Origin of the sequence: Paenibacillus sp. FSL R5-0810 (assembly GCF_038002285.1) — a bacterium.
Lineage (GTDB): Bacteria > Bacillota > Bacilli > Paenibacillales > Paenibacillaceae > Paenibacillus_AQ > Paenibacillus_AQ lactis.
This window is the reverse complement of sequence record NZ_JBBOCF010000001.1, coordinates 3,080,475-3,106,998: the sequence shown is the minus strand read 5'-3', so window position 1 is coordinate 3,106,998 and position 26,524 is coordinate 3,080,475. Positions and strand designations below refer to the sequence as shown.

Sequence of the window (26,524 nt, the reverse complement as noted above, 5' to 3'; positions counted from 1 at the left end):
ATAGAGCGTCCTCAATATAGTACAATGATAGTTATGTACGAATGAGGAGGAACAACTGTATATGCTATGGCGTGAATTAACGATACATACCACGGAGGAAGCCGTGGAGATGATTTCCAACTTCCTGCATGAAGCGGGAGCCGGGGGCGTTTCTATTGAGGAATCCGCCGCAACGAAGAGAAAACGGGACACTTCGTTTGGACAATGGTTCGATGAGATCGTCCCTTTTAACGATATTCCGGAAGGGGGCGCCGTCATTAAAGGCTATTTTGACGAGACCGTAATGCTGGAAGAGATCCAAGGGCTTATCGCCCCCCGGGTAGAAGAACTGAAGGAATTCGGAATAGATACAGGCGATGTGCGTTATGAGATGAAGACGGTCAACGAGGAAGAGTGGGCTACCGCCTGGAAGCAGTATTTCAAGCCGATCCGGGTGTCGGAGCGCTTGACGATTAAACCGACATGGGAGTCCTATTCTCCCGAATCTCCGGAAGAGCGCATTATCGAGCTGGACCCGGGCATGGCATTTGGGACCGGCACGCATCCGACGACAACCTTGTGCCTGCGCACGCTCGAGAAGGTGATTACAGGCGGCGAAGAGGTCATTGACGTCGGCACCGGCTCCGGGATCTTGTCGATCGGGGCTGCTTATTTGGGGGCCTCCCGCATTCTTGCGCTGGATTTGGATCCGGTGGCTGTATCCAGCGCCACGGAGAACGTCCGCCTGAATGGCTTGGAGGACCGGATCACCATCAAGGAAAGCGATCTGCTCTCTGTCCTGACAGACAGCTCATCGAAGGACGAGCTCGGTGTGGAGCTGCCGGTCCAGGTGGTCGTCGCCAACATTCTGGCTGAGGTCATCCTGCTGTTTATCGATGATGTCTACAAGGCCTTGAAGCCGGGCGGCATCTATATCGCTTCAGGGATCTTCAAGAACAAGGAAGAGATCGTCGGGAAGGCGCTTGTTGAAGCCGGCTTTGAGATCGCGGATATCAACCGCGAAGACGACTGGGTTGCTTTCGTAGCGAGGAAGAACTGATTATGGATTTCTTGGATCAGCTGCTGTATTTCCCGTTGGAGCAACTCCCGTTCTATTTGATTGCGTTAATGATCGCCTTTACCGTGCATGAATTTTCTCATGCTTATTTCGCGAATAAATTCGGTGACCCTACCGCTAAGCTGCTGGGCCGGGTAACGCTGAATCCCGCGGTGCACTTTGATTTTCTGGGCATCGTCCTCCTGCTGATTGCCGGATTCGGCTGGGCAAGACCCGTTCCGGTCAACCGGGAGAACTTCAGCCATCCGCGGCGGATGAGCATCGTCGTGGCCGCCGTCGGTCCGCTCAGCAACCTCCTTCTGGGCATTGTCGGTGCGCTGATTTACGCGGTGCTTTATATATCCGGCGTGATCGATCCGATCGGCATCACGCGGACGGATCAGGCGATTCATATTTTTTTCAATGTGTTCATCCAGCTGAATTTCTTCTTATGCCTGTTCAATCTGATTCCGCTGCCTCCGCTTGACGGATACCGGATCGTCGAGAATGTGCTGCCGCCTCGGATCAGCGCCAAGATTCAGCGGTTCGAGCAGTGGTCGATCCTCATATTTCTGCTCATTATCGTGCTGCCAATGCTGCAGAAGTATACCATTGCGCCCCTTTATCTCGGGGCTCGTGCCTTATCCATCGACGTTCTGAATATATTCATTACATTGTTCGGAGGTTAATTCCTCTTACAATGCTCTGGTCAGTTGCCGTGAAAAGTTGTATCATGATGTTTGGCGATTTTGCAGTTAGGTGAGGATAGAAGATGCAGCGATATTTTGTGACTCCTGCACAGTTTGCGGGAGACCGGGTGGAAATTACGGGCGATGACGCCCGCCATATTACAAAGGTTATGAGGGGCAAGCTTGGCGACAAGTTCATCGTCAGCGACGGTGAGTCGCGAGAGGCCCTGGTCGGGATCGAAGAAATGGACGGGGCCTGTGTGCATGCCGCCGTTATCGAGGAACTGGAGATGAAGAACGAGCCGCGTCTGGCCGTAACCATTGCCCAGAGTCTTCCCAAAGGCGACAAAATGGAAACCGTCATCCAAAAGTGCACGGAGATCGGCGCCGCTTCCTTCGTCCCCTTCCTATCGGAGAGAACGATCGTTCAATACGATGCCAAGAAGGAAGGGAAGCGGCTTGCGCGTTGGCGCAAGATCGCTAAAGAAGCAGCCGAGCAGGCGCATCGCAACCGGATTCCTTCCGTGGAGCAGCCGCTTTCGTGGAAACAATTGCTTGCAACGTTTACGGCCTACGATGCGGTATACTTTTGCTACGAGAAAGAGGAGGGCTCCCAGATCGGGGATGCCTTAAAGTCTTTTGTAGAACGGGCCCTGCAGGAGCCGATTTCCCGGGCTAGCCTGCTTTTGGTGGTTGGACCGGAGGGCGGCTTTACCGAGGAGGAATCCCGTGCGGCCGAGGCGGCAGGGGCTGTTTCCGTCGGATTGGGCCGCAGAATTCTTCGCTGCGAGACGGCCGGCATGGCTGCGCTTGTCTGCGCATTATATGAATCTGGAGAAATGGGGGGAGTTTGAATATGCCATCCGTAGCGTTTTATACGTTGGGTTGCAAAGTCAATTTTTACGATACCGAAGCCATTTGGCAATACTTCAAAAACGAAGGCTACGAGCAGGTGGATTTCGAACAAACCGCTGACGTTTATTTGATTAACACCTGCCATGTTACGAATACCGGGGATAAGAAGAGCCGGCAAATGATCCGGCGTGCGGTTCGCCGCAATCCCGAGGCGATTGTTGCCGTAACGGGCTGTTATGCCCAAACCTCGCCCGCTGAAATTCTGGATATTCCGGGCGTGGATCTTGTCATCGGCAACCAGGACCGTGACAAAATTATGGATTTCATTCATGATATCGAAAAAACGCGCCAGCCGATCAATGCCGTGCGCAATATTATGAAGACGAGAGTATTTGAAGAAATGGACGTGCCGGATTTTGCCGAGCGTACGCGTGCATTTCTGAAGATTCAGGACGGGTGCAACAACTTCTGCACATTCTGCATTATCCCTTGGTCCCGCGGGCTTTCCCGCAGCCGTGATCCGAAGAGCATTATCAAGCAGGCGCACCAGCTGGTGGATGCAGGCTACAAGGAGATTGTCCTGACAGGAATTCATACTGGCGGATACGGCGACGATCTGGAGAATTACCGGTTGTCCGACCTGCTCTGGGATCTGGACCGGGTGGACGGCCTGGAACGCATCCGGATCAGCTCGATTGAAGCGAGCCAGATTGATGACAAGATGCTGGATGTGCTGAACCGTTCCAGCAAAATGTGCCGGCACCTGCATATTCCGCTTCAGGCGGGCGATGATACGGTGCTGAAGCGCATGCGCCGCAAATACACGACGGAAGAATTCTATAACAAGATGGGACTGATCCGTCAGGCGATGCCGGATGTCGGCATTACGACCGACGTCATTGTCGGCTTCCCTGGTGAAACCGATGAGATGTTCCGTAACGGATACGACCTGATGAAGGCGATCCAGTTCTCGGAAATGCATGTGTTCCCATATTCCAAGCGTACGGGCACGCCGGCAGCGCGGATGGAGGATCAGGTGGACGAAGAGGTGAAGAACGCCCGCGTACACGATCTGATCGACCTTTCGGAGCAGCTGCAGCTTGCTTATGCCGAGCGTTTCGTCGGCCAGGTGCTTGAAGTGATTCCTGAACGCGAGTACAAAGGCGCGCCAAATGGCGGTAAAATGCAGGGATACAGCGACAACTACTTGCAGCTTGTATTTGATGGAACGCCTGACCTCGAAGGGAAAATGTGCCGCGTGAAGCTGACGAAGGCCGGCGTGAACGAATGCGAGGGCGAGCTTGTCAGCGTCATGGAGAGCGAGCTTAAGGCTGCCGCCCAATAATTCCAATAGCCGCTATATCAGACAAGGATTTCATTTCCAGCTATCGGGAAGTGGAATCCTTGTTGTACATGAAGGAGGAAAGGGACATGGCACGAACGAAATTTTCTGCAGGCGGCGTCGTGTACCGTTATCATGCGGGAGCGCTGCAAATCCAGCTCATTTTGGATCGCTACGGGAAACATTCGCTTCCCAAAGGCAAGATGGAAGCCGGCGAAACGATCGAAGAGACCGCTCTCCGCGAAATCAGAGAGGAGACGGGAATTGTCGGCTCCATTACCTCCCCCGTGGACATTATCGCTTATAAATATCATCATCCCGTATATGGACAAGTCAATAAAGAGGTTCATTATTATCTGGTTAAGGCGGAAGGCGGCAGCCTCAAGCCGCAAATCGAGGAAATCAACGGAGTCGATTGGTATGAACCGCTTGCCGCGTGGAGGAAACAGCGCAGCAACGGGTATAACAATAATGATATTATCCTGCGCAAGGCGCTGAAGCTGCTGAACGTTCCTATTCCACCGGAGGAGGATATCACGTTTTAGATTGCCGCCTGGTCCAGAACGGCAGGTAGCATAAAGGCAGTGCAAGAAGCGAGCTGAGGACGTTGAATAAGGTCTGGGCATGCGCGATTTGCCCGGCAGGGTCCACCGCAAGCCAGCCGGAAACGGCGGTCAGCCAGCCGATGAACGGCGCGAACAGAAGCGCCCCGCCGATATTCAGCCCCATATGGGACCATGCGACAAAACGGCCGGCGGGCGTGCTGCCCATTGCAGCGATTAAAGCGGTGACGCAGGTGCCGACATTGGCGCCGAGCACGATGGCAACGCCGATCTCAGGCGGAAGCGAGCCGCCGACGGCCAGACCCATCGCCATTGCGATTACAGCCGCGCTGCTGTGCATGAGCGCAGACAGAATAGCGCCGGCAAGAATACCCCAAAAAACGCTGCGCGAGGCATGGTCAAGAAACCATTGAAACAGGCCCAGCTCCTGCAGGGTAGGCCCGATGGATTGCATGAATTGGATACCGAGCAGCACCAGCGCAAAGCCGGTCACGGCAAGGCATAAATATTGGCCCCGGACAAGCGACATCTGCAATTTATCATGGCCGGAAGGAACGCGCTGGCTGAACAGCACGGCCCCTACCCATAGCATGAGCGACAGCACGAGCAGCGGCATGGCGGCCCGTCCGATTTGAAGGCTGATGAGCTCGGTTGTCACCGTCGTCCCGATATTGGTGCCGAGTATGATCCCGAGGGTTCCGGCGTAGCTTAATAATCCGGCATTCGCAAATCCGATCGCAAGCACCGTAACCGCCGTGCTGCTCTGAAGGAGAGCCGTGACGGCTGTGCTGGCAGCCATGCCTTTAACGGGCGTAGAGGTCGCGATGCGAAGCCACTTGTGCAGCAGCGGCCCGGCCCAGCGTGAAAGCGCGGCTTCCATCACCTTCATGCCGAACAGGAACAGAACGAGGCCGTAGCAGATGGGAAACCAGAGTGAGGATAGCATGCGATTCTCCTTTTTTTTCGAATTGGGGATCGAGGTTTTTGTTAATACGTATATGACCCCGGGCGGACATGCATGCCAATGAATTGCCGCCAGGGATATCACATAAGGAGTGAACTACTAGTGCCATCGGTTATTTTGGAGCGCAGTCGAAAGAAAAGATTGGAGCAGGGACATCCCTGGGTATACAAGAGTGAGATTGCCTCCGTCACGGGCGATCCTGCCCCGGGCGATCTGGTTTCGGTGCTGAATCATCAGGAGCGGTTTTTGGCGGCCGGCTATTATAACCCGCAATCGCAAATTACGGTGCGGATCGTGTCGCATCAGCCGATCGAACGGATGGACGAGGATTTCTTCGCCGCCCGGTTTGAGGAATGCAAAAGACACAGGGAACGGTTTATCGAGGGCGAGAATGCCTACCGTCTCGTTTATGGCGAAGCCGACTTTCTCCCTGGGCTGATCGTTGACCGCTTTGCGGACGTGCTGGTCGTGCAGCTGTTAACCTTGGGCATGGACAAGCGCCGCGACGAGATCGTCGGCGCGCTTGTCCGGGTCATGCAGCCGAGAGGAATTTATGAGCGCAGCGATGTGTCCGTCCGCGAGCTTGAGGGGCTGGAGCAGCGCAAGGGTCCGCTGTATGGAGACTGTCCCCGTCACGTCGTCGTTACGGAGAACGGGCTGGAGATCAAGGTGGATACCTGGGAAGGGCAGAAGACCGGCTATTTCTTCGACCAGCGTGAAAACCGGGCTTCGATCAAGCCGCTGATGACCGGCTGGGGCATTCGCAGCGGCATTTCGCTTCAAACGATCGAGGAGAACGGAGAGACCAAGACCGTGCCGGTGAACAAGAGCGGGAAGGCGGTCAGCTTCCCGTATTGGGACGGCGCGACGGTGCTGGAGTGCTTTTCCCATACCGGGAGCTTCACCCTTCATGCCTGTAAGTATGGCGCCAAGAAAGTGACCTGCCTGGATATCTCGGAGCATGCGATTGAGAGCGCGAGGGAGAACGTCGAGCTCAACGGATTCCAGGACCGGGTGGAATTCGTGGTGGATGACGCCTTCCAATACCTGCGCAATCAGGTAAAGGGAGTCGAGGAGCGGCAGCAGCGCGCCCAGGCGGACCAGAAGGTGGACACGTCCAAGCCGCTAACGGCAGGTGGGGGACGGACCTTTGATGTGGTTATTCTCGATCCGCCGGCCTTTGCCAAAACGAAATCAGCGGTCAAGGGAGCCTGCCGGGGTTATAAGGACATTAACCTGCACGGCATGAAGCTGGTTAACGAGGGCGGTTATCTGGTGACGGCAAGCTGCTCGTATCATATGCGTCCGGATCTGTTCCTGGAGACGATCCAGGAAGCGGCCAGGGATGCCGGCAAGGTGCTGCGGCTGGTGGAGTGGCGCGCCGCGGGCAAGGATCATCCGCAAATTCTCGGCGTCGATGAGGGACACTATCTGAAATTTGCGGTATTTGAAGTGCGGAGCAAGACGAATCTGTAGGTGATCTTGACATAGAGGAACCAGGGCCTGTTTTAGCGCAGTGAGGAGCTGTGCTGGAACAGGCTCTTTTGTCGTTGCCGTCTCCACTGGGAATACAATCCAAACGTATGTTCCTTCCGCCGCCGCTTATGCTATACTATTAATCAGCATCCTGGTGATAGATTCGCAAATTGCGAGGCGATGAACTGAAAACGAAAGGATGCAAGGTAAGGGGAAAAGAGTCTGTAAAAACCGGATTACATCATTCCCAATAAGACTGGAAACTCCAACAAATGTATACGAAATTTCAATAGATAGCAGGCGCGGATCCTCATGATGGAAGGCAGATTCATAGAACCATAGGAATTCCCCTGCATGTAAACTGTCGGAAAAGGCGAAGGAGGCTTGAGGCGAAGATGAGGATGCAATTTATAATCGGCCGGTCGGGCAGCGGAAAAAGCACGGCCATTCGTGAAGAGATGAGCCGGAGACTGGAGGAATCGCCCCAGGGCAACCCGATGATATTGATCGTTCCCGAACAGGGATCGTTCGAGGCGGAGCATGCGCTGGTGAACACAGGAGGCATCAAGGGCATATTTAGGGCCCAGGTGCTCAGCCTGCGCCGCTTGGCTTACCGGGTCATGCAGGAGACCGGCGGAGCAGCCAAGGTGGCGATCAGCGAGGAAGGCAAGCGGATGCTGCTGTACAAAATCCTTCGCCGCCGCAAGGAGGAGCTGGAGCTATTCGGCCCTTCGGGCGAGCAGCTCGGTTTTGTCGGCAAGCTCAGCGAGCTGTATACCGAAATGAAGCGGTATTGCATCGACGCCGCTTGCGTGGAGGAACAGCTTGAGCTGCTGACTTCCCATACAGGGGGGCCTCCGATGCTTCAGCGTAAGCTGAAGGAAATCGCCCTTATCTTTCGGGATTATGAGCTGGAAATATCGAGACTCTATATGGACGAGGAGGACACGCTTGCGACGCTGGCCGAAAGCATTGCGGATTCGGACTATATTCGCCATGCGGATATTTGGATCGACGGCTTCCACGGCTTCACTCCCCAGGAATATCGAGTCATCCGCGAGCTGCTGGCCCATGCAAGACAGGTGACGATTGCGCTTACCTTGGACAAGCCTTATCCAACAGGGGGCATTCCCCATGAGCTGGATCTGTTCCATCCTACGGCGAGCACGTACATAAAGCTAAAAGGGATCGCGGACGAGCTGGGCGCGGATACCGAGCACCGCATGCTTGCGCCGGAAGTCCCTCCCCGTTTCAGTGAACGACCGGTGCTGGCCCATCTGGAGCGCGGCTATGACAGGAGAATGCGCTGGCGGGAAGAGGCGGGCACGCAAGCGGATGGCTTGCGGCTCTATGCAGCCGCCAATCGCCGCGCCGAAATCGAGGGAGCGATCCGGGAGATGCTCCGCCTGGCGCAGGAAGAAGGGGCCCGGTACCGGGATATGGCGGTATTCGTCCGCAACCTGGGCGATTATGAGCATCTGATCGGCCCGTTGTTCCGGGAGTATGGCATTCCGTATTTCCTTGATCAGAAACGGAGCGAGCTTCACCATCCGGTGGTGGAGTTTGTCCGCTCGGCTTTGGATGTCAGCTTGCGCCGCTGGAGGTACGAGGACGTCTTCCGCTGCGTCAAGACCGATCTTTTGCTCCCGCTTGACGGTTCATTGTCCCGGGAAGATATGGACCGCCTCGAGAATCACGTGCTGGCTTCAGGTATTCAGGGCTCCCGCTGGACGGATGGCCGCCCATGGAAGGGTGCGCCCAGCCTCTCGCTGGAGGAAGGGGAAACGAAAGCCCGCGGTACGGAAGAGCTGCAGCGTATTGAATATGCCAGGGCTGCCGTTGCGTCAGTCCTGCATCCATTTGAGAAGCGTCTGAAGAAGGCGGCAACCGCCCGCGAGCAATGTACGGCCGTCTTCCGCCTGTTGGAGGAAGCGGATGTGCCGGAGAAGCTGGAGCTTCTGAGCAGAGCGGCGCTTGAGGCCGGCCGTCCCGAAGAGGCAAGGGAGCACCGCCAGGTATGGGGGGCTGTGCTGGGACTGCTGGATCAGATCGTGGAGATGATGGGGGATGAAAAGCTCAGCACCGAGCTGTTCGCCGGTATATTGGATACCGGGCTCACGGAATTGAAGATGGCCCTCGTCCCGCCGTCGCTGGATCAGGTGCTGATCGGCAGCATGGATCGGACGCGGACGGGTGGCGTGAAATATGCGTTTTTGCTCGGGGTGAACGACGGAGTGCTCCCGGCGCAGTTTGAGGATGACGGGATATTGACGGAACAGGAGCGCAGCGGCCTGGCGGAGCGCGGATTGGAGCTTGCCCCGACCATATCGAGGAGGCTTCTGGACGAACGCTTCCTGATCTATAATGCTTTGACTACGGCCAGCATGCAGCTGTGGGTCAGCTATCCCGCCGCGGACGATGAAGGCAAGACGCTGCTCCCATCCGAGGTGATCCGCCATTTGAAGCTGATGTTTCAGATCGGCGAGGGGCCGCTCGCATCTCGGCCGCATGCCGGGCAATCCCCTGAGGAACAGGCGGGATACGTGACCCGGCCCGGGAAGACGATCGCTTATTTGACCGGCCGGCTGCGGGATTGGCGAAACGGCGAGGAGCTCCCAGACTTCTGGTGGCATGCTTATAATTGGTTCGCCGGCCAGCCGGAATGGAAGACGCGGCTCGGCGTAATGCTGTCCTCTTTAACCTATCGCAATGAAGGGCGAAATCTGACGGAGAAGACAAGCCGGCGCCTGTACGGCGTAAGGCTTGCAACCAGCGTATCCCGGATGGAACGCTTCGTTGCGTGCCCGTTTTCGCATTTTGCGTCCCACGGATTGAAGCTGCGGGAACGGCAGCTTTACCGTCTGCAAGCTCCGGACATCGGCCAGCTGTTCCATGCAGCTTTAAGCCAGATGGCGGTGAAGTTTCAATCGGAGCATCGAAGCTGGGGCGACCTGACGGCCGAGGAGTGTTTGCGCGAAGCGGAACAGACCGTGGACCGGCTGGCTCCGATGCTTCAGGGCGAAATTTTGCTGAGCTCCAAACGCTACGGCTACATCTCGCGAAAGCTGAAGAATATTGTCGGCCGAGCTTCTGTCATTCTGGGCGAGCAGGCGCGCCGCGGCAAGTTCGAGCCGGTCGGCCTTGAGCTTGATTTCGGTCCCGGCAAGCCGCTGCCTCCCCTTACCTTTGAGCTGGATAACGGGGTGAAAATGGAGGTCGTAGGACGGATTGACCGGGTCGACATGGCCCGGGGCGAGCATGGCGTCATGCTTCGGGTGATTGACTACAAATCGAGCCAGAAGGATCTCCGTCTGCACGAGGTGTACTACGGACTATCCTTGCAGATGCTGACTTATCTGGACGTGCTGTTGACCTATGCGGAGCTGTGGATCGGGGAACAGGCGCTGCCGGCAGGCACGCTGTATTTCCACGTCCATGATCCGGTGCTGCAGTCGGCTAACGGCATGACGCCGGAGGCGGCAGCGGAGGAGCTGCTGAAGCGGTATAAGATGAAGGGGCTGCTGCTTGCAGACCGCGAAGCGGTATCCCTCATGGACTCTTATTTGGAAAAGGGCCATTCCGCGATTCTTCCGGTTGCCGTGAAGGCGGACGGCAGCTTCTACAGCAGCGCGGCCGTTGCAACCCCAGAACAGTGGGAGACGCTGTTAGCCGCGGTTCGCCGCAACATGACGACCATCGGTTCGCGAATTACCGGGGGAGATGTGGCGATCGAGCCGTACCGGATCCAGCAGGAAACAGCATGCACATACTGCGCCTATCGGCCGGTATGCCAGTTCGACGATACGATTGAGGGCAGTCAATATCAGCTGCTCGGCAAGCCGGGACGGGATCAAGTGTGGGATCTGCTCGGACAAATGAAAGGAGAGGAAGCCGGTGGCAAACATGATGGCTAAGCCAGAGGGCAGCATGTGGAGCGACGATCAATGGAAAGCCATTGCGTGCTCCGGCGACGATATTCTGGTCGCGGCAGCGGCAGGCTCAGGCAAAACGGCGGTGCTCGTCGAACGGATCATTCGCAAAATCCTGGACGAGTCGTCGGGATTCAGCGTGGATCGCCTGCTTGTCGCGACCTTCACCAAAGCCGCCGCGGCTGAAATGCGGCAGCGGATCAGAGAGGCGCTGGAACGGGAGCTGGACCTGGATCCCGAGAATGAGCACATTCGGCGCCAGCTGGCTTTGCTCGGCAGGGCGTCCATCACGACCCTGCACTCCTTCTGTATGGAGGTCATCCGCCGATATTACCAGCTGATTCCGCTCGACCCCGGCTTCCGGATTTTGAATGAGCATGAAGCCGATCTGATGCGTCAGGAGCTGCTGGAGGAGCTGTTCGAAGAAAAGTACGGGGAATCGGAAGGTGAGCCCGGAAGCAACTTCATGCGGCTGGCCGACTGGTTCAGCGGCGAACGGACGGATGATGCGCTGTACCGGCTTGTTCAGCGGCTTTACGATTTTTCACGGAGCCATCCGTGGCCGGAGCGCTGGCTGCGGGATACGGCCGCCAGCTTCGAGGCGAAGGATACGGAACAGCTGGGCCGGACGCCGTGGGTGCACAGCATCCTGGCCGATGCCCGGCTCGCGTTAAGCGGAGCAGCCGGGCTGCTGGAGCAAGCTCGGGCGATTGCGCTTCAGCCGGGCGGACCGGCGGCGTACGCCGACAATTTGGAGGAAGACGCAGCGCTTGTCGGCTCCCTGCTTGAGGCGGTTCAACACTCTCCGTGGGAATCGCTGCATGAAATTTTCCGCGACGCCTCCTTCGGCAAGCTGAAATCGATCCGCAAGGCCGAGATCATTCCCGAGCTCCAGGAGCAGGTCAAGGAGCTGAGAGAGCAAGCGAAGAAAACCGTCAATGAGCTAAAGGGCGCCTTATTCGGCCGGCCGGCACGCGAATTTCTGCGGGAGCTCCAAACGGCCGCGCCGCTGATGAAGGAGCTTGCCGAGACGGTCATTCTCTTCGGCGAACGCTACCGCGAAGCGAAAGCGGCCAAAGGAATGGTCGATTTTAATGATCTGGAGCACTACTGCCTTCATATCTTGCGGCATCCCGATTCGGAACCGGGCCGCATGCTGCCTTCGGATGCTGCAATGGAATACAGGCAGCAATTCGACGAGGTGCTCCTGGACGAATACCAGGACACCAACAGCGTGCAGGAGGACATCGTCCGCCTCATTTCCCGCGAAGCGCCAGGGAACCGGTTTATGGTCGGCGACGTCAAGCAGAGCATTTACCGTTTCCGCCTCGCGGAGCCGGGACTGTTCCTGGATAAATACAAAAGCTACGGGGCAGGCGATGCCGGCGAGGAAACAAGCCTCGCGGGAATCCGGATCGATCTGGCCCGCAACTTCCGCAGCCGCATGGAGGTCGTGGATGCCGTGAACATGCTGTTCAGGCAGATCATGAACGAGTCCGTGGCTGAGATCGCCTATGATTCGCGGGCCGAGCTTGTTTGCGGCGCCTCGTTTCCGGAACAGGAAGGCGAGGGCGGCAGCCCTTATAAACCGGAGCTGCTGCTGATTGACCGAAGCGGAAGCAGCGCCGATCCGGAGAGCGGGGAGTCGGCTGATGACGACGAAAGCGCAGGTCTTGAGCTTGAGGCCGCCGAGATGGAGACGGCCCAGCTTGAAGCAAGGGCGATCATCGGCAGAATCCGCCAGATGACCGGGGAAACCGGCAAGCCGCTCATGATTTATGATAAATCGCTCAAATCGATGCGTCCGGTGGAGTATGGCGATATGGTCATCCTGCTTCGCTCGGCCATGATCTGGGCGCCTTTAATGATGGAAGAGCTCCGCCTGGCGGGCATTCCCGCCGTCGGAGAGCAGAATAAAGGATATTTTCAGGCAACGGAAGTCGAGATCATGCTCTCGCTGCTTGCGGTCATCGATAACCCCCGGCAGGACATCCCGCTCGCTTCCGTGCTGCGCTCGCCGCTGGTCGGATTGACCGAGGAGGAGCTGGCCCAGGTCCGCCTCTGCGCCAAAGGAACTTATTATGACGCTCTGAAGGCTGCCTGCGCGGTCCGCAGAACACCGTCCGCAGCGGCATCCCCAGCATCGGGGCTGGTGGACGGCGCATGGAGCCTGGGAGAGGAGCTGGAGGGGCTGGCCGAGGCGGCTGCCGGACATGAGCTCGTGACCGGGGTAAGCGCCCTAAATGCATCCGCTGATCCAGAAGCCGCGGCTGACATTTCTCCGGAGCTCGGCCTTAAGCTGGACCTGTTCATGGGACGGCTGCAGCGCTGGCGGGAGGAGGCTCGTCAGGGCGGGCTAAGCGACCTCATCTGGCGTATATACAGCGAGACAGGGTATTTGGACTGGATTTCCGGTCTTCCCGGAGGCAAGCAGCGCCAGGGGAATTTAACGGCATTGTATGACCGGGCGGTTCGGTATGAGCAGGATACCTCCTCGAGGGGATTGTTCCGCTTTCTGACCTTTATCTCCCGTCTGCGGGAGCGAGGCGGCGATCTGGGGGCAGCGAGCTCGGCAGAGAGTCATGGCAATGCGGTACGGCTGATGACGATCCATAAGAGCAAGGGACTGGAGTTCCCGGTCGTGTTCGTTGCCGGGGTGTCCAAAAATTTCAATCAGCAGGATTTGAACGCGCCTTTTCTGATGCACAAGGAGCTGGGCTTTGGTCCGAAATTCGTGGACGAAGACATGCGGGTCACCTATCCGACCCTGCCGAATCTGGCGATCCGACGCCGATCCCAGCTGGAGCTGCTGGCCGAAGAGATGCGGGTGCTGTATGTGGCCCTTACCCGTCCGAAGGAGAAAATGATTCTGGTCGGCACGGTGAAGGATTTGTCGAAACGGGCAGGGGCATGGGCCCAGGCCGACAGCCATCCGGAGCTCCTGCTGCCCGACTACTTGCTGGCTAGAGGCCGGAGCTACTTGGATTGGATCGGTCCGGCGGTCATCCGCCACCCGTCCGCAGGCCAGCTTCGCGAGCTTGCAGGTTTGCCGGTGAACAGCGAAGGCGCTGCTCTGTCGAAGGATCCATCCGATTGGATCTTCGCCGTCGAGACGCCGGAGTCATTGCTGGAGCCGCCGGGCATCGTGATCGATGAAGAGGGGGATCGCGGACAGGAGCGTTTTGAACGGATGAAGGCCGTGCAGCGGCTTGAGCCGGTGCCGATCGAGGAGGCTGATGCAGATTCAGGCGGCAAAGATGCAGAAAGCCGGGAAGCCGTTAATCGAAAGCTGTCTTGGGTCTACCCTTATGAAGCCGTGAGCGGTATCTCGGCGAAGACGTCCGTCACGGAGATGAAAAAGCTGCTGGCGATGCAGGAAGAGCCGTCGCTCGACTTGTTTGAGGAGCGGGCGGTTAGGCGCGGCGCGCAGGAGGGGCTGTTTGCGGGCATTTCAGCGTATTCGCCGGATTCAGACCATAACGGCTATCCATCGGCCGCCTTTACTTTGAACCTTCGCCGCCCGAAATTTATGGAGGCGCAAAAGCTGACCCCTGCCGAACGCGGGACGGTCTATCATACCTTGATGCAGCATCTGCCTCTTGGCAATTTCCAAGAAAGAGAGGCCGGAGCTGCGGATGTTGAAGCGCAAGAACCGACCGGCCGACGGCTTCACGAATCCGAAGCTCTGATCGCTGATCTGGTTCAGCGGGAGATTATTACTCCTGAGCAGGCTGCAGCCGTGGAACCATCCGATATCAGCCGCTTGTTTGAAAGCGAGGTGGGGCAGCAGCTGCTGGCGGCCGAGGAGGTATGGCGGGAGATGCCGTTTTCCTATGCGCTGCCTGCTGCGGATGCATATCAGGGGCTGGCCTTTCTCGAGGAGCTGTCCCCGCAGGGCGCTTCGGACCGGCCGGATGTCCGGCTGCTCCAGGATGAGACGGTGCTGGTTCAAGGGGTCGTCGACTGCATGTTCCGCCGCGAAGGCAGGCTGGTACTGCTTGATTACAAAACGGACCGGGTGCTGGAGCACCGGGGAGGCCTTCAGGCGCTTGCGGAACAGTACCGTTTTCAATTGGAGCTGTATGCGAAGGCGCTGGAGGATATTTTGGGCGAGCCTGTGCATGAGAAGTGGCTGTACTTTTTTGACGGGGGCCATGCGGTTAGGATATAAACTTTTTGGCGGCTATGCGGTTTCCTGAAATTCAGTCTACACGGCGCCAGCCCTTTCGGATATGGTCATGGTCCATGCACCGGTTGACCGAACGAAAGCGATACTGAGCCATTACTGATTGTTTGTTTTAAAATGCCGAAGGTGCTGGGGCTGCGCCGAGACTTATCTAGCGGTATCGGTCTGCGTATGATCGAGCCGCGCTTTGCACGGTGAAGGAATTTGTTATTTTATAAGGCAATATTTTATGGTTTGCTTAAGGGCTTTAAAGCCTTTTGACGGTACCAAAAAAGAATGTTTATATCGGGGGAGGAGAGATGCAGCGATGCGCATTTTGCATACGGGGGACTGGCATCTGGGCAAGACGCTGGAGGGCCGGAGCCGGCTCGCGGAGCAGGAGCGGTTTCTGGAGGAGCTGGTTCAGCTTGCGGATGATCAACAGGCCGATCTGATTTTGATGGCCGGCGATGTGTATGATTCGGTCAATCCGCCCGCAGCGGCGGAGCAGCTGTTCTACGATGCGGCAGCGAGATTGACGGAAGGCGGCCGCCCCATGGTCGTCATCGCCGGCAATCATGACCAGCCGGAGCGCGTATCTTCGATTACGCCGCTCGTATCGAACCGGGGGATCACGCTGATCGGCATGCCCGTCTCCGATGTGGTCACCACCGTGTCTGCACGAACAGGGGAAACCGCCAAAATCGCCGCTCTGCCCTATCCGTCGGAAGCGAGGCTCAATGAGCTGCTCGCCTTGGACGGGGATGAGGATCAGCTGCGCCGCGCATACAGCGAGCGGGTCGGCATGCTCATGAAGCGGTTGGCCCATGCGTTTACGCCGGACACGGTAAACCTTGCGATGAGCCATATCTATGTGCTTGGCGGTGTGGAATGCGATTCGGAGCGTCCGATTCAAGTCGGCGGCGCATATACGGTCGATCCGTCGGCATTGGCCGTGGGAGCGTCCTATACCGCGCTCGGACATCTACACAGGGCCCAGGCTGTAAAAGGGGAAGGGGTGATCCGCTACAGCGGCTCACCGCTGGCCTACAGCTTCTCGGAAGCCGGGCAGGCGAAGTCCGTCACGATGATCGACGTTGCGCCCGGAGGCAGCCCTGTCATCGAGGAAGTGTTCCTTACGAGCGGCAGGCCTTTAGTCAGATGGAAAGCGAAGGGCGGGCTGGAGGAAGTGTACCGGTGGCTGGATGAGGACCGGGACGCCAATGCTTTCATCGATCTGGAAATTACGTTGACGGAGGCGATGGGGCTTGCGGATATTCAGCGTCTGCGCAAAAGCAGGGACGGTATCGTACATATCCGGCCGGTCTATCCGGAGATGGAGGCGCTGGAGCTTGAGATCGAGCGCTCGCGTATTCCGCTGCCCGATCTGTTCCGCAAGTTCTACCAGAGGCAGACCGGCGGGGCAGAACCGGAGGATCAACTGGTTCAGCTGTTTCTGGAGCTGGTCGAAGAGGAAGATCAGGATGCGGCGGAGGTGAGCGGCGCATGAAGCCGGTTTTGTTGAAGCTGTCGGGTCTGCAGAGCTACCGCAGCCCGCAGGAGATTAATTTTGAAGCGCTGTGCGAAATGGGGCTGTTCGGCATATTCGGCCCGACGGGCAGCGGGAAATCGACGCTGCTCGATGCCATCACGCTTGCCATGTACGGCAAGGTGGAGCGTGCGGTCAACGGCACGCAGGGCATCATGAATCATTCGGAGGACAGCTTGTTTGTGTCCTTTACGTTTGAGCTCAGCTCGCCGGCCGGGTCGGAGCGTTACCGGGTAGAACGGCGGTTTAAGCGGGTTAATGAGCTGTCGATCAGCAATACGGTCAGCCGGTTCATACACGTCACCGCAGACGGCGAACAGGTCATGGCGGACAAGCTGGCGGAAGTCACGCGCTGCGTTGAGGAAAAAATCGGCCTGAAAATGGATGACTTTACCCGCGCGGTCGTTCTGCCTCAAGGCAAGTTTGCGGAATTTCTGTCGCTGAAGGGAAGCGAGCGCAGACAAATGCTGCAGCGCCTGTTTCACCTTGAACGGTACGGCGATCAGCTTGCGATCAAGCTGAGTCGAAGGGTCAAGGAAACGGAAGGTGTTTTGAAATCCGTGGAGGCCGAGCAGCAGGGGCTTGGAAGTGCAGGCAAGGAGGCGCTTGCGGAGGCAGAGCTGGCCCTGGAGCATGCCAAGAAGCACGCCGAGGCATCGAGACGGCGGCTTCAGTCGATCCAGGAGCGTCACGAGTCGCTGTCCAAGCTCCGGGAATTGGACTTGGAGCGGCAGCGGCTTCAGAGCAAGCTGGATGAGCTTGCGGCGCATGAAGAAGAAATTCGGCTGCTTGAGCGCAAGCTGGAGCTGACTGGAGCGGCAGCGGCGGTGCTTCCTGCGCTTGAGGCCTGGCGCGAGACCGGCAGACAGTGGGAGCAGCGTCGGCGTACGGCCGAAGCGCAAGCGGCCCAGGCGGACGTTATGCAAAAGACAGCCGCCCAGGCCGCCGAGGCTGATGAAGCGGCCCAGGCCGCGCTTGCGGCTGAAGAACCGAAGCTGCTGCAGCGTGAGGAGCAGCTGGGCCAGGCCGTTCTGCTGCAGCGGGAGCGGGATTCCCTGCGCGAAGAGCTGAAGAAGCTGGACGAGCTTCGGGCAGCGCTCCGGAAGGAGCTGGAGGAAGCGAATGCCCAGCTCCAGAAGGAGCAGGAGCTGCTTCTTCGCGGACGGAGCCGCAGGGATGAGCTTCAGGAGCAGCTGAAGGGGCTTGAGACGCGCTCTGGGGACCGGCAGGCGCTGCATGAAGCGATGCAGCAGCTTCAATCGCTGCGTGCCGTGGAGAAGCTGAAGGCCCAGGCCGGACAGGAACTGAAGGAGCAGGAGGGCTCCGAGCAGGAGCTGCGCCTGAAGCTGGCAGAATTAGAGTCTCAGGAGCAGGAGCTGCTGCAGCACCATGCTCGATTGGCAGGCCACGCTGATCATGTAAAGAGCAGCGCCGCTGAAGCTTCCGCAGCGGCAGAGCGTATCGCGGCGGCCGCATCCGCGCTGGGCAAGTCGATGGAGGGAGCCCGGCGCGAGAGGGAGCTTCATGCGCTGTCGCTCTCATTGGCTGCCGAGCTGCGGGAGGGCGAACCTTGTCCCGTATGCGGCAGCAAGGACCATCCCCATCCGGCCGCACGGCCTGCTGAAGGCGAGGCTTCCGATGTTGAGGCGATGGAGCAGCTGAATGATGTCATGCATCGAATTCAGGAGACTCGCATGCAATTAAGGCAGCAGCTGAGCGAGAGCGAGGCGCTGCTCCGGCAAATCGGTGCCGAAGCGGCAGCCCGTCAAGGGGGCGGGGCGGCTGTTTTGGAGGCCGTCCATGACGAGGCAGGCAACAGCATGCTCGAAGCGGCTGTAGCCGCCGTGCCGGATACCCGCCCGCCGTATGACTTGATGCAGCTTGCAGAAGAGACCAAGCGGCTTGAGCAGGCCGCCGATTCACAAGCGGCTGCGATGGCGCAGTGCCGTAACGATGCTTCGAAGCTGCAGCAGCAGCTGCTGCAGTGCCGGCAAGAGCTGGCGAAGCAGGGGGCGGCCGTGGACAGCAGAGCCCTGTCCGTCCGGCAGCTTCGGGATAAGCTTGCCGGACTGGAAGCTGAAGCCGCCGAAATCGTCAAGGCGTGGTCCGGCACCCGCCCGGATTTGCCGCTGGAGGAGGCTGAAATCCGCTTCAAGCATATGCAGGCCAGCGATGCCGAAGCCGAGAAGATCAAGGAAGGGCTTGAGCGAAGCGTTCCGTTTCTGGAGCAGAAGCAGCAGGCCGTGCAAGAGCTCGAGGGCAAGCTGCGCGAGCTCGAGAAAAACCTCATTCTGGCGGACACCCAGCGGGAAGGCAAGGCGGAAGTGCTGAAGGAGAAAGAAGAGCGGCTGTCCGTATGGATCGGAGACCGCTCGGCCGAGGAGCTGATCCAGGAGTGCCGCTCCAGGCTGAAGCAGCTCAGAGAAGCCGCCGAGCAGGCCAGAATGCAGCGCCGGAAGACCGAGGAAGCGGCGCAGCAAGCCGCTAAAGAGGCAGCCATCGCCGGGCAGGCCGCCCGCTCGGCGGAGGAGCATCATGAGGCAGCGAAGCTGACTTGGGAGAAGCAGCTCGATGCTTCGCCGTTCGCGACGGAATCCGATGTTCGGGACGCTTGTCTGACTGGCGAAGAAATCGATCGGATCTCCGGAGCCGTCAAAGCGCATCGCGAGGGACAGCGGGAATGGACGGTCCGGCTCGGCGATGTTATGCAGAAGCTTGGAGCGAGCCCCTACAATGAGGAGGACTGGCAGCTGTGCAGCTCGGAGCTCGCGTCTGCCCGTTCGGCCGACGAGGAGGCCCTTCAGGCGAAAGCGAGGGCAGAGCGGGATCTGGAGGATCTAAGCAAGCGCCATATCCGCTATATGGAGCTTGAGGCCAAACGGGCAGAGCTCCAGAGCGAAAGCGACCGGCTGTCGAAGCTCCAGTCCTGTCTGCGCGGAAACGCATTTGTGGAGTATATTGCCGAGGAGCAGCTGATGCAGGTCAGCCAGGCGGCCTCCCAGCGGCTGCGGTATCTCACCAAACAGCGTTACTCGCTCGAGGTGGATTCCGGCGGCGGGTTTGTGATCCGGGACGATGCCAACGGCGGCGTCCGGCGTCCGGTCTCGACGCTGTCCGGCGGCGAAACGTTCCTCACCTCATTGGCCTTGGCCTTGGCTCTATCGGCTCAGATTCAATTGAGAGGGCAGTATCCGCTGCAGTTCTTCTTCTTGGACGAAGGCTTCGGCACGCTTGATCCGGAGCTGCTGGAGACCGTTATTACAGCACTGGAGCGTCTGCATACCGATAAACTGACCGTCGGAATCATCAGCCACGTGCCGGAGCTTCGGGCCCGTCTTCCGCGTAAGCTGGTGGTACGGCCTGCGGAGCAGGCAGGCGAAGGCTCGCAAATCCTAATCGAATCTATGTAAATTTCAGGCTGCAGAAGTATTCTTACAATGTGACGGGGATCACAGATACAGCTATATGGCACTGTTATAATACAGTCAAGCCGACATGCAATAGAAGCACCTGACAGTGCTAATGCCTTCCAGCGGGCACGCTCTTCCCTTCCCCTGCGAGGCTTGGCCTGCCATGCCGGACTTTTCGTCCTTGGCGGGTGCTTCTCTTTTTTTTATCATAAAAGCCGCATAATGGACGAATCCCCCCTTTTCTTATATGATGGGAGCATGAGACTCTATGAAAGGGGTAATGATGTGATGGATTGTATTTTCTGCAAAATCGTAAATGGAGATCTCCCTTCCACCAAGGTGCTTGAGAACGATAAGGTGCTGGTATTCCAAAATATCAATCCGGAGGCGCCGGTCCATGTGCTCATCATTCCGAAGAAGCATATCTCCTCGATGAACGATGTTCAGGAGGAGGATTTGGCCCTGATCGGCGAGATGCACCGCGCTGCGCAAGAGGCAGCTGCCCAGCTCGGCATTGCCGAGAGCGGATACCGCCTAATCAACAATTGCGGCCCAAACGGAGAACAGACAGTGTTTCACCTGCATTACCATTTGATGGGTGGCAAACGGCTGGGTGCGTTGACAGGAATCTCGCCATCGCATACATAACGGCTGGACCAGCCGATACACTGCAGCTTCGCGGCATTTTAAGCCGGCGGGGCTGCTTTTGCTTGCCTGACTTTTTTTAGTTGCCGTCAAGGTTGACACCATATTTCCGTTTGCCCTATAATGAAGTTTGATGAACCGTGTTATTGCTCTTGGACGGTCTGGTCGGAGGGAGGGAAAACTGGTGTCTGAAACTAAAGTTCGCAAAAACGAGACAATTGATGCTGCACTTCGTCGCTTCAAGCGTTCCATCGCTAAAGATGGCGTATTGGCTGAAGTGAAGAAACGCAAGCATTATGAAAAGCCAAGCGTAAAGCGCAAGAAAAAGTCCGAGGCTGCTCGTAAGAGAAAGTTTTAGGAGGATCTGAACTAGCATGAATCTTAGCGAACGATTGAACGAAGATATGAAGCAAGCGATGAAGAGTAAGGACAAGTTCAAACTCTCTACGATTCGGATGGTTCGTTCGACGATAAAAAATCTTGAAATAGATTTGAAAAGAAGTTTGGATGACAACGAAGTGCTTGATATTTTAAGTCGTGAAATCAAACAGCGAAAAGATGCCCTCCAAGAATTTGAAAAAGCGGGACGCGACGATCTTGCCGCCGATGCGAAAGCAGAAATTGAGCTCCTAAGCGCCTACCTCCCGGAACAGCTTACTGAAGAAGAAATTAAAGTCATTGTACAGCAGACCATCCAGGAAACCGGTGCTTCTTCAAAAGCCGAGATGGGTAAAGTAATGAGCGCTCTCATGCCGAAGGTTAAAGGGCGTGCGGACGGAAAGCTTGTCAATCAAGTTGTTCAACAATTTCTGTAACAACATAAGTGAAACACCCCTTGATTTCAAGGGGTGTTTTTTCTTGTTTTCGGGCTTGTTGAGCGAGGGGGTGAAGGAATTATGCGGTCAGGGCTTACTTTCTTGAAACGAAATCGCGGCTGATCCGTAAATATAACCATAGGAGAGTGACTTGATACATATGCTTATGCAGGAAGGTCATCCTCTCCTTCATGTCGAAGACAGAAGAAGGATGGCCGTATAAGTCGAAGAGAAAGGAGGAGTACGATGAAAATCATGATTTGGCCGCGCAAACTGATCGCCATGACGGCGGCTGCCGTTATGTTGCTCATAACCGCCTTGATGTGGGTGCTCCCGTCCCAGCCGGCTTTGGGAGCCAACACCGGCTCGGTATACGTAATACCGGTCAAACAGCCGATTGAACGCGGCTTGACCAGCTTTATGGAACGCGGTTTCAAGGAAGCCGAGAAGATGAAGGCCGGGCTCATCATCCTTGAGATCGATACGCCGGGCGGACTTGTTGATCAGGCGGGGGAAATCGCCAAGCTGATGAAAGAGAGTAATATGCCGATCGTAGCCTTCGTTACGGGCGAGGCGGCTTCGGCCGGAAGCTATATCGCCCTTAACGCCGACAAGATTGCCATGGCGCCGGGAACCATGATCGGAGCCGCAGCGATGGTGGACGGCAGCGGCAACCCGATTGAAGATGCCAAGCTCGTGTCCTGGTGGAAGACGACGATGGCCAGTGCGGCTGAAGCCAGCGGCCGGAACAAGGAGATCGCCATGGGGATGGCGGATGTCAACATCCAGGTGGAGATGCCGGAGATCGGCCGGACGAAGGGACCGGGGGAAATCATCTCGTTAACCAACGAGGAAGCGTTGAAGACAGGGTATGCAGATACGATCGCTAGCAGCACAGAGGAAGTGATTACCTGGATGAACTTTTCCACCCAGGATGTGTTCCGGATGGAGCCAACCTTTTCTGAGAAGCTGGCGACGTTTCTGACGCATCCCGGCGTCATGACGCTGCTCTTGTTCATCGGTATTGCGGGCGTCATTATTGAGGTGCTTGTACCGGGCTTCGGTGTTCCGGGCATTCTTGGCATCGCCGCCTTCGTGCTGTATTTCTTCGGGAACTACGTGGCCGGCTTTGCAGGCTGGGAGACCTGGCTCTTATTCATTATCGGAATTCTGATGCTGGCGATGGAGCTGTTCGTTCCGAGCTTCGGCATACTTGGGATCATCGGCTCGATCAGTCTGATAACCGGTGTGGTCCGGGCTGCGTACAGCACCTCGCATGTCGCGTTGTCTCTCGGAATCGCGGTGGCGTCAGCATTAGTCACCATCGTGGTTGTGGCCTTGGTGTTCAAGGAGCGGGGAATATGGCGAAAGTTCATCCTGAACGACAGCTTGACGAAAGAGCAGGGCTATATTCCGAATGAGGACCGGGACAGCCTGATAGGTCTTATCGGAACAGCTATAACGCCACTCCGTCCGGCCGGTACGATGGAGCTGGAAGGAAGACGGCTGGATGTCGTCACGCTCGGAGGGTATATTGAATCCGGCAGCCGGGTCCGCGTGGTGAAGACCGATGGAACGCGGATTGTCGTCGAGGAAGAAAAAGGGTGAAGCTTCATCAGGAAATGTGTAGTATGGGATAGAGAAGTGAAGTTAAGCTTGGTTAACAGCAGTACCTGATTACATTCGTTATTCAAAAGATGGAGGGTGAAGTAACAATGGATTTGGATGGTTCCTTGGTGACAATTTTGCTGATCGCGGTCGTTGCGATCATCGCACTTAGCGTGTTTTTCAGCTTCTTCCCGCTGATGCTCTGGATTTCGGCGCTCGCTTCCGGCGTGCGCATCGGAATCATTACGCTCGTGGCCATGCGGCTGCGGCGCGTAACGCCTAGCCGGATCGTCAATCCGCTGATCAAGGCGACAAAGGCAGGGCTGGGACTGAATATTAACCAGCTCGAGAGCCACTATCTGGCAGGCGGTAACGTAGACCGCGTCGTCAACGCGCTGATCGCTGCACAGCGGGCGAATATTCCGCTTGAATTTGAACGGGCCGCAGCGATTGACCTTGCCGGCCGGGACGTTCTTCAGGCCGTGCAGATGAGCGTTAATCCGCGTGTCATCGAGACGCCGGTTGTCGCTGCCGTAGCAAGAGACGGCATCGAGGTTAAGGTAAAAGCCCGGGTAACCGTTCGCGCGAATATTGACCGCCTCGTCGGGGGTGCTGGTGAAGAAACGATCATTGCCCGTGTAGGTGAAGGGATTGTTACCACGGTAGGTTCCAGTAACTCCCATAAGGACGTCCTGGAGAATCCGGATTTGATCTCCAGAACCGTTCTCGCGAAAGGGCTTGATGCCGGAACGGCGTTTGAAATTCTGTCGATCGATATCGCCGACGTCGATGTAGGCAAGAACATCGGGGCCTACCTGCAGACCGAGCAGGCGGAAGCCGACAAGCGCATCGCTCAGGCCAAAGCGGAAGAGCGCCGTGCGATGGCGGTAGCGCAAGAGCAGGAGATGAAGGCTCGCGTCGTCGAAATGAGAGCGCGGGTTGTCGAATCCGAATCCCAGGTTCCGCTTGCAATGGCTGAAGCGCTTCGCAGCGGCCAGCTCGGGGTGATGGATTACATGAACCTGAAGAACCTTGAGGCCGATACGCAGATGAGAGGCTCGATCGGCAAGATGGGCGATAATACAGGCAACCCGGGAGACAATCCGAACAATAACAAATGATGATGAGGTGAGCCTATAGTGGGCTGGTTAATCGAGAATTTTTATATCGTAGTTGTTATAGGCTTCTTCATCATTTCCGCTCTGGGAAGGCGTGGCAAGAATGCGGGGGAGAAGGGGCAGCCCCGCATGCCGTCGTTCGGCGGCGACGGTCATCGTCAAGGCCGGGGGCCGCAACAGCCGGAGCTCCGCAGAACGCAAGGGGGAAGGCCACAGCCCTTTCCGCAGGCTGAGCACCCTGCCCCCGTTCAGCAAAGTGCCGGTTCGGATTTTAACGATGAAGAGGAGCTGAACACCGGAAACGGGTATTCGCTGGAGCATGAGGAGCTGAACCGATCGCCCAGCTACCAGGAGATGGAGCGGAAGCCGGACAGCATGGATCACCGGATGGCGATGATGGAGTCGGATTTGGACCGGATCCATGCGCAGTTAAACCGGATGACGGTCGATATTCCGGAAACGGTCGTTAAGCTCACCGAAGAGGACCATGGACCCGAACGTCGAAGCCATTCGAATATGGCGGAGCAGGCTCGAAACGGCATCGTGTGGTCCGAAATTTTGGGGCCGCCCCGTTCCAGGCGTCCATTAAATTATCGCCGTTAAGAAACCATATTTGAGAGTTTTGCCCGGCTATGAACAATGGGCCTGCATTGGCTGACCGCAGCGAATGGAAGTAAGGGTTCATTCCCGCTGGGTCTACACCACATACCAAGAGGCTGTACCAGGTCAATTGACTTTGGTACAGCCTCTTTTTCTATTGGGTTATACGCTCCGCCTCTTATCTGAACAAATCTTCGCAGGTTTCTGGCTGTACATTTCATAAATCAGGATTCCGGGGCATATGGTGTACAGTACAGGAAGGGGGAAAGTCTCCATATGTCCCGCATCAGCCGCAAGCTGCAGAAATGGACCCAAGAAATGCTTGATTTGCCACAGGACCTGTTGTTTGATTTACCGCGGTTGACCCTGATCGGCAATAAAGAGCTTCATATTGAAAACCATCGAGGAGTTCGGCATTTCTCCGAGAAGCGGCTTGTGCTGTCCCTAACACAGGGCTCCTTGGAGATATCGGGGTCGGATCTCGCGATTCAGGCCATTCAAAGTCAAGAAGTGACCATTATTGGTACAATCCATCATATTCAATACATAGGAACGGAGGAGAAAGCGTGAACATCCCAACCATGATCCAGCTTCGAGGCTATTTGACGCTCACCGTGCGCGGTGAGCATGTGGAAGCATTCATCAATTCCGTAGTGGACGCGGGGATCCCGGTGTGGGATGTGATACCGACCGGGACGCAGTCAGCGGAGTTTAAGCTGCTGCTTAAAGACTTTAAGGGCCTTCGTCCCTTCTTGAAACGGACAGGCTGCCGGACGCGGATCAAGGAGCGCAGCGGCTATCCTTTCAAACTGAGGCGCTTGTGGAAACGCAAAGCGTTCGTTCTCGGGATAGTATTGTTTTTTGCTATTTTGACCTCCCTCTCCTCCATGGTATGGAACATTGAGGTAGAAGGAAATGAGAGCATTGCTACGGAAGACATTCTGGATGCCGCCAAGCAGGAAGGAATCTACCCGTATCAATGGATTTTCAAGCTGCAATCGATGGACAAGCTGTCCGGCAGCCTGGCATCCAGACTCGACGGCGTGTCCTGGGTCGGCGTGGAGCGGAATGGGACACGGATCCGGATCCAGGTCGTTGAGGCCTCCGTTCCTAAGAAGCCGCCTTTGCAAAGCCCGAGGCATCTGATCAGTACACAGGATGCGGTCATTACTTATATCTACGCGGAAAAAGGGCTGCCCAAGGTCCAGATCAACAGCCGCGTGAAGAAAGGCGACGTGCTGATCTCCGGCATTTTAGGCGATGAGGAAAATTCGGAGATGATCGTTGCCAAAGGCGAGGTTAAAGGACTGGTCTGGCATGAGTACGATATCGAGGTTCCGCTCGTTAAAACAAGGAAGGTGTATACGGGCGAAGGCAAGAAACGGTCCTATCTCGTTCTCGGCGACCGTGCCGTCCAGCTGTGGGGATACGGGGAGGTGCCTTACTCGCAGCAGGAAATGCTCACCTATTATGATCCTCTCACCTGGCGATCACGTGCGCTCCCGTTTGGATGGATGACCGAGAAGATCATGGAGGTCACCGAGGTTCAGCATACGATCACGGAGGAGGAGGCCAAAAAAGAAGGAATAGAGGGCGCAAGACGCGATATTTTAGCGAAATACGGCACCGATTCCCGATTTGTGAGCCAAAAAATTTTGCATGAGAAGAAAGAGAATGGTAAAGTTTATATGAAAGTGCTTTTCGAGGTGGAAGAGACCATCGCGAAAGAACTTCCCATAGTATACAATCAAGGAGAATGA

The 26,524-nt window shown here is 56.8% G+C and carries 19 protein-coding genes; 18 read left to right on the top strand and 1 reads right to left on the bottom strand.

All coding sequences use genetic code 11. From position 1 onward, the window contains the following. The first annotated feature begins 61 nt into the window (after positions 1-61). From prmA to MKX76_RS14100, 5 genes are all read left to right on the top strand, one after another. A complete protein-coding gene (gene prmA, locus MKX76_RS14120) occupies positions 62-1,039 on the top strand; it encodes a 50S ribosomal protein L11 methyltransferase (protein WP_341033997.1) in 978 nt (325 codons plus the stop codon). Positions 1,040-1,041: 2 nt separating this feature from the next. Beyond that, positions 1,042-1,725, top strand: a complete 684-nt coding sequence (locus tag MKX76_RS14115; RefSeq protein ID WP_007129394.1) for a site-2 protease family protein — start codon at positions 1,042-1,044, stop codon at positions 1,723-1,725. Positions 1,726-1,808: 83 nt separating this feature from the next. Then, the gene (locus tag MKX76_RS14110; RefSeq protein WP_341033995.1) at positions 1,809-2,579 is read left to right on the top strand and encodes an RsmE family RNA methyltransferase; all 771 of its coding nucleotides are present in this window, start codon (positions 1,809-1,811) and stop codon (positions 2,577-2,579) included. A gap of 2 nt (positions 2,580-2,581) precedes the next feature. Further along, positions 2,582-3,925 (top strand): tRNA (N(6)-L-threonylcarbamoyladenosine(37)-C(2))-methylthiotransferase MtaB, encoded by a 1,344-nt coding sequence (gene mtaB / locus MKX76_RS14105; RefSeq protein WP_144866985.1) that lies wholly within the window; start codon positions 2,582-2,584, stop codon positions 3,923-3,925. Between the two features lie 86 nt (positions 3,926-4,011). Next, positions 4,012-4,467: an NUDIX hydrolase gene (locus tag MKX76_RS14100; protein WP_007129397.1), complete on the top strand. Its 456-nt coding sequence runs from the start codon at positions 4,012-4,014 to the stop codon at positions 4,465-4,467. Here MKX76_RS14100 and MKX76_RS14095 read toward each other — a convergent pair. Then, positions 4,457-5,431 (bottom strand): Na/Pi cotransporter family protein, encoded by a 975-nt coding sequence (locus tag MKX76_RS14095; protein WP_028404336.1) that lies wholly within the window; start codon positions 5,429-5,431, stop codon positions 4,457-4,459. The two genes, MKX76_RS14100 and MKX76_RS14095, sit on opposite strands and share 11 nt — an antisense overlap. A gap of 120 nt (positions 5,432-5,551) precedes the next feature. Here MKX76_RS14095 and MKX76_RS14090 point away from each other — a divergent pair, with 120 nt between their 5' ends. The 13 genes from MKX76_RS14090 to yqfD all read left to right on the top strand — a co-directional run bounded on the left by MKX76_RS14090 (position 5,552) and on the right by yqfD (position 26,524). Next, positions 5,552-6,925: a class I SAM-dependent rRNA methyltransferase gene (locus tag MKX76_RS14090; RefSeq protein ID WP_341033994.1), complete on the top strand. Its 1,374-nt coding sequence runs from the start codon at positions 5,552-5,554 to the stop codon at positions 6,923-6,925. A 395-nt stretch (positions 6,926-7,320) separates the two neighbouring features. Then, positions 7,321-10,839, top strand: a complete 3,519-nt coding sequence (addB, locus tag MKX76_RS14085; RefSeq protein WP_341033993.1) for a helicase-exonuclease AddAB subunit AddB — start codon at positions 7,321-7,323, stop codon at positions 10,837-10,839. After that, a complete protein-coding gene (addA, locus tag MKX76_RS14080; RefSeq protein WP_341035043.1) occupies positions 10,829-15,025 on the top strand; it encodes a helicase-exonuclease AddAB subunit AddA in 4,197 nt (1,398 codons plus the stop codon). The genes addB and addA overlap by 11 nt, the downstream gene beginning before the upstream one ends. Positions 15,026-15,347: 322 nt before the next feature. Next, the gene (locus tag MKX76_RS14075) at positions 15,348-16,529 is read left to right on the top strand and encodes an exonuclease SbcCD subunit D (protein WP_341033992.1); all 1,182 of its coding nucleotides are present in this window, start codon (positions 15,348-15,350) and stop codon (positions 16,527-16,529) included. After that, on the top strand, positions 16,526-19,978 hold the full coding sequence (locus MKX76_RS14070) for an AAA family ATPase (RefSeq protein WP_341033991.1): 3,453 nt from the start codon (positions 16,526-16,528) through the stop codon (positions 19,976-19,978). The genes MKX76_RS14075 and MKX76_RS14070 overlap by 4 nt, the downstream gene beginning before the upstream one ends. A 288-nt stretch (positions 19,979-20,266) precedes the next feature. Then, the gene (locus MKX76_RS14065) at positions 20,267-20,626 is read left to right on the top strand and encodes a histidine triad nucleotide-binding protein (RefSeq protein ID WP_028404330.1); all 360 of its coding nucleotides are present in this window, start codon (positions 20,267-20,269) and stop codon (positions 20,624-20,626) included. 181 nt (positions 20,627-20,807) lie between these two features. Further along, complete coding sequence (gene rpsU / locus MKX76_RS14060) at positions 20,808-20,981, top strand: 30S ribosomal protein S21 (protein WP_005547957.1); 174 nt, start codon at positions 20,808-20,810, stop codon at positions 20,979-20,981. 16 nt (positions 20,982-20,997) lie between these two features. After that, positions 20,998-21,438, top strand: coding sequence for a GatB/YqeY domain-containing protein (locus MKX76_RS14055; RefSeq protein WP_007129405.1), 441 nt, complete (start codon positions 20,998-21,000; stop codon positions 21,436-21,438). A 246-nt stretch (positions 21,439-21,684) separates the two neighbouring features. Next, the gene (locus MKX76_RS14050; protein WP_341033990.1) at positions 21,685-23,046 is read left to right on the top strand and encodes an NfeD family protein; all 1,362 of its coding nucleotides are present in this window, start codon (positions 21,685-21,687) and stop codon (positions 23,044-23,046) included. A 107-nt stretch (positions 23,047-23,153) separates the two neighbouring features. Further along, a complete protein-coding gene (floA, locus tag MKX76_RS14045) occupies positions 23,154-24,167 on the top strand; it encodes a flotillin-like protein FloA (RefSeq protein WP_007129408.1) in 1,014 nt (337 codons plus the stop codon). An 18-nt stretch (positions 24,168-24,185) separates the two neighbouring features. Next, positions 24,186-24,767: a hypothetical protein gene (locus tag MKX76_RS14040; RefSeq protein WP_144867002.1), complete on the top strand. Its 582-nt coding sequence runs from the start codon at positions 24,186-24,188 to the stop codon at positions 24,765-24,767. A gap of 273 nt (positions 24,768-25,040) precedes the next feature. Further along, complete coding sequence (yqfC, locus tag MKX76_RS14035; protein WP_007129410.1) at positions 25,041-25,334, top strand: sporulation protein YqfC; 294 nt, start codon at positions 25,041-25,043, stop codon at positions 25,332-25,334. After that, a complete protein-coding gene (yqfD, locus tag MKX76_RS14030) occupies positions 25,331-26,524 on the top strand; it encodes a sporulation protein YqfD (protein WP_341033989.1) in 1,194 nt (397 codons plus the stop codon). The genes yqfC and yqfD overlap by 4 nt, the downstream gene beginning before the upstream one ends.

What these genes read in the sequence shown, in the direction of transcription:
- MKX76_RS14065 (WP_028404330.1), top strand. Translation starts at nt 20,267, where the DNA reads ATGGATTGTATTTTCTGCAAAATCGTAAATGGAGATCTCCCTTCCACC.
- floA (WP_007129408.1), top strand. Translation starts at nt 23,154, where the DNA reads ATGGATTTGGATGGTTCCTTGGTGACAATTTTGCTGATCGCGGTCGTT.
- MKX76_RS14075 (WP_341033992.1), top strand. Translation starts at nt 15,348, where the DNA reads ATGCGCATTTTGCATACGGGGGACTGGCATCTGGGCAAGACGCTGGAG.
- MKX76_RS14115 (WP_007129394.1), top strand. Translation starts at nt 1,042, where the DNA reads ATGGATTTCTTGGATCAGCTGCTGTATTTCCCGTTGGAGCAACTCCCG.
- yqfC (WP_007129410.1), top strand. Translation starts at nt 25,041, where the DNA reads ATGTCCCGCATCAGCCGCAAGCTGCAGAAATGGACCCAAGAAATGCTT.
- MKX76_RS14050 (WP_341033990.1), top strand. Translation starts at nt 21,685, where the DNA reads ATGAAAATCATGATTTGGCCGCGCAAACTGATCGCCATGACGGCGGCT.
- MKX76_RS14100 (WP_007129397.1), top strand. Translation starts at nt 4,012, where the DNA reads ATGGCACGAACGAAATTTTCTGCAGGCGGCGTCGTGTACCGTTATCAT.
- MKX76_RS14055 (WP_007129405.1), top strand. Translation starts at nt 20,998, where the DNA reads ATGAATCTTAGCGAACGATTGAACGAAGATATGAAGCAAGCGATGAAG.
- addA (WP_341035043.1), top strand. Translation starts at nt 10,829, where the DNA reads ATGATGGCTAAGCCAGAGGGCAGCATGTGGAGCGACGATCAATGGAAA.
- MKX76_RS14070 (WP_341033991.1), top strand. Translation starts at nt 16,526, where the DNA reads ATGAAGCCGGTTTTGTTGAAGCTGTCGGGTCTGCAGAGCTACCGCAGC.
- prmA (WP_341033997.1), top strand. Translation starts at nt 62, where the DNA reads ATGCTATGGCGTGAATTAACGATACATACCACGGAGGAAGCCGTGGAG.
- mtaB (WP_144866985.1), top strand. Translation starts at nt 2,582, where the DNA reads ATGCCATCCGTAGCGTTTTATACGTTGGGTTGCAAAGTCAATTTTTAC.
- MKX76_RS14095 (WP_028404336.1), bottom strand. Translation starts at nt 5,431, where the DNA reads ATGCTATCCTCACTCTGGTTTCCCATCTGCTACGGCCTCGTTCTGTTC.
- addB (WP_341033993.1), top strand. Translation starts at nt 7,321, where the DNA reads ATGAGGATGCAATTTATAATCGGCCGGTCGGGCAGCGGAAAAAGCACG.
- MKX76_RS14110 (WP_341033995.1), top strand. Translation starts at nt 1,809, where the DNA reads ATGCAGCGATATTTTGTGACTCCTGCACAGTTTGCGGGAGACCGGGTG.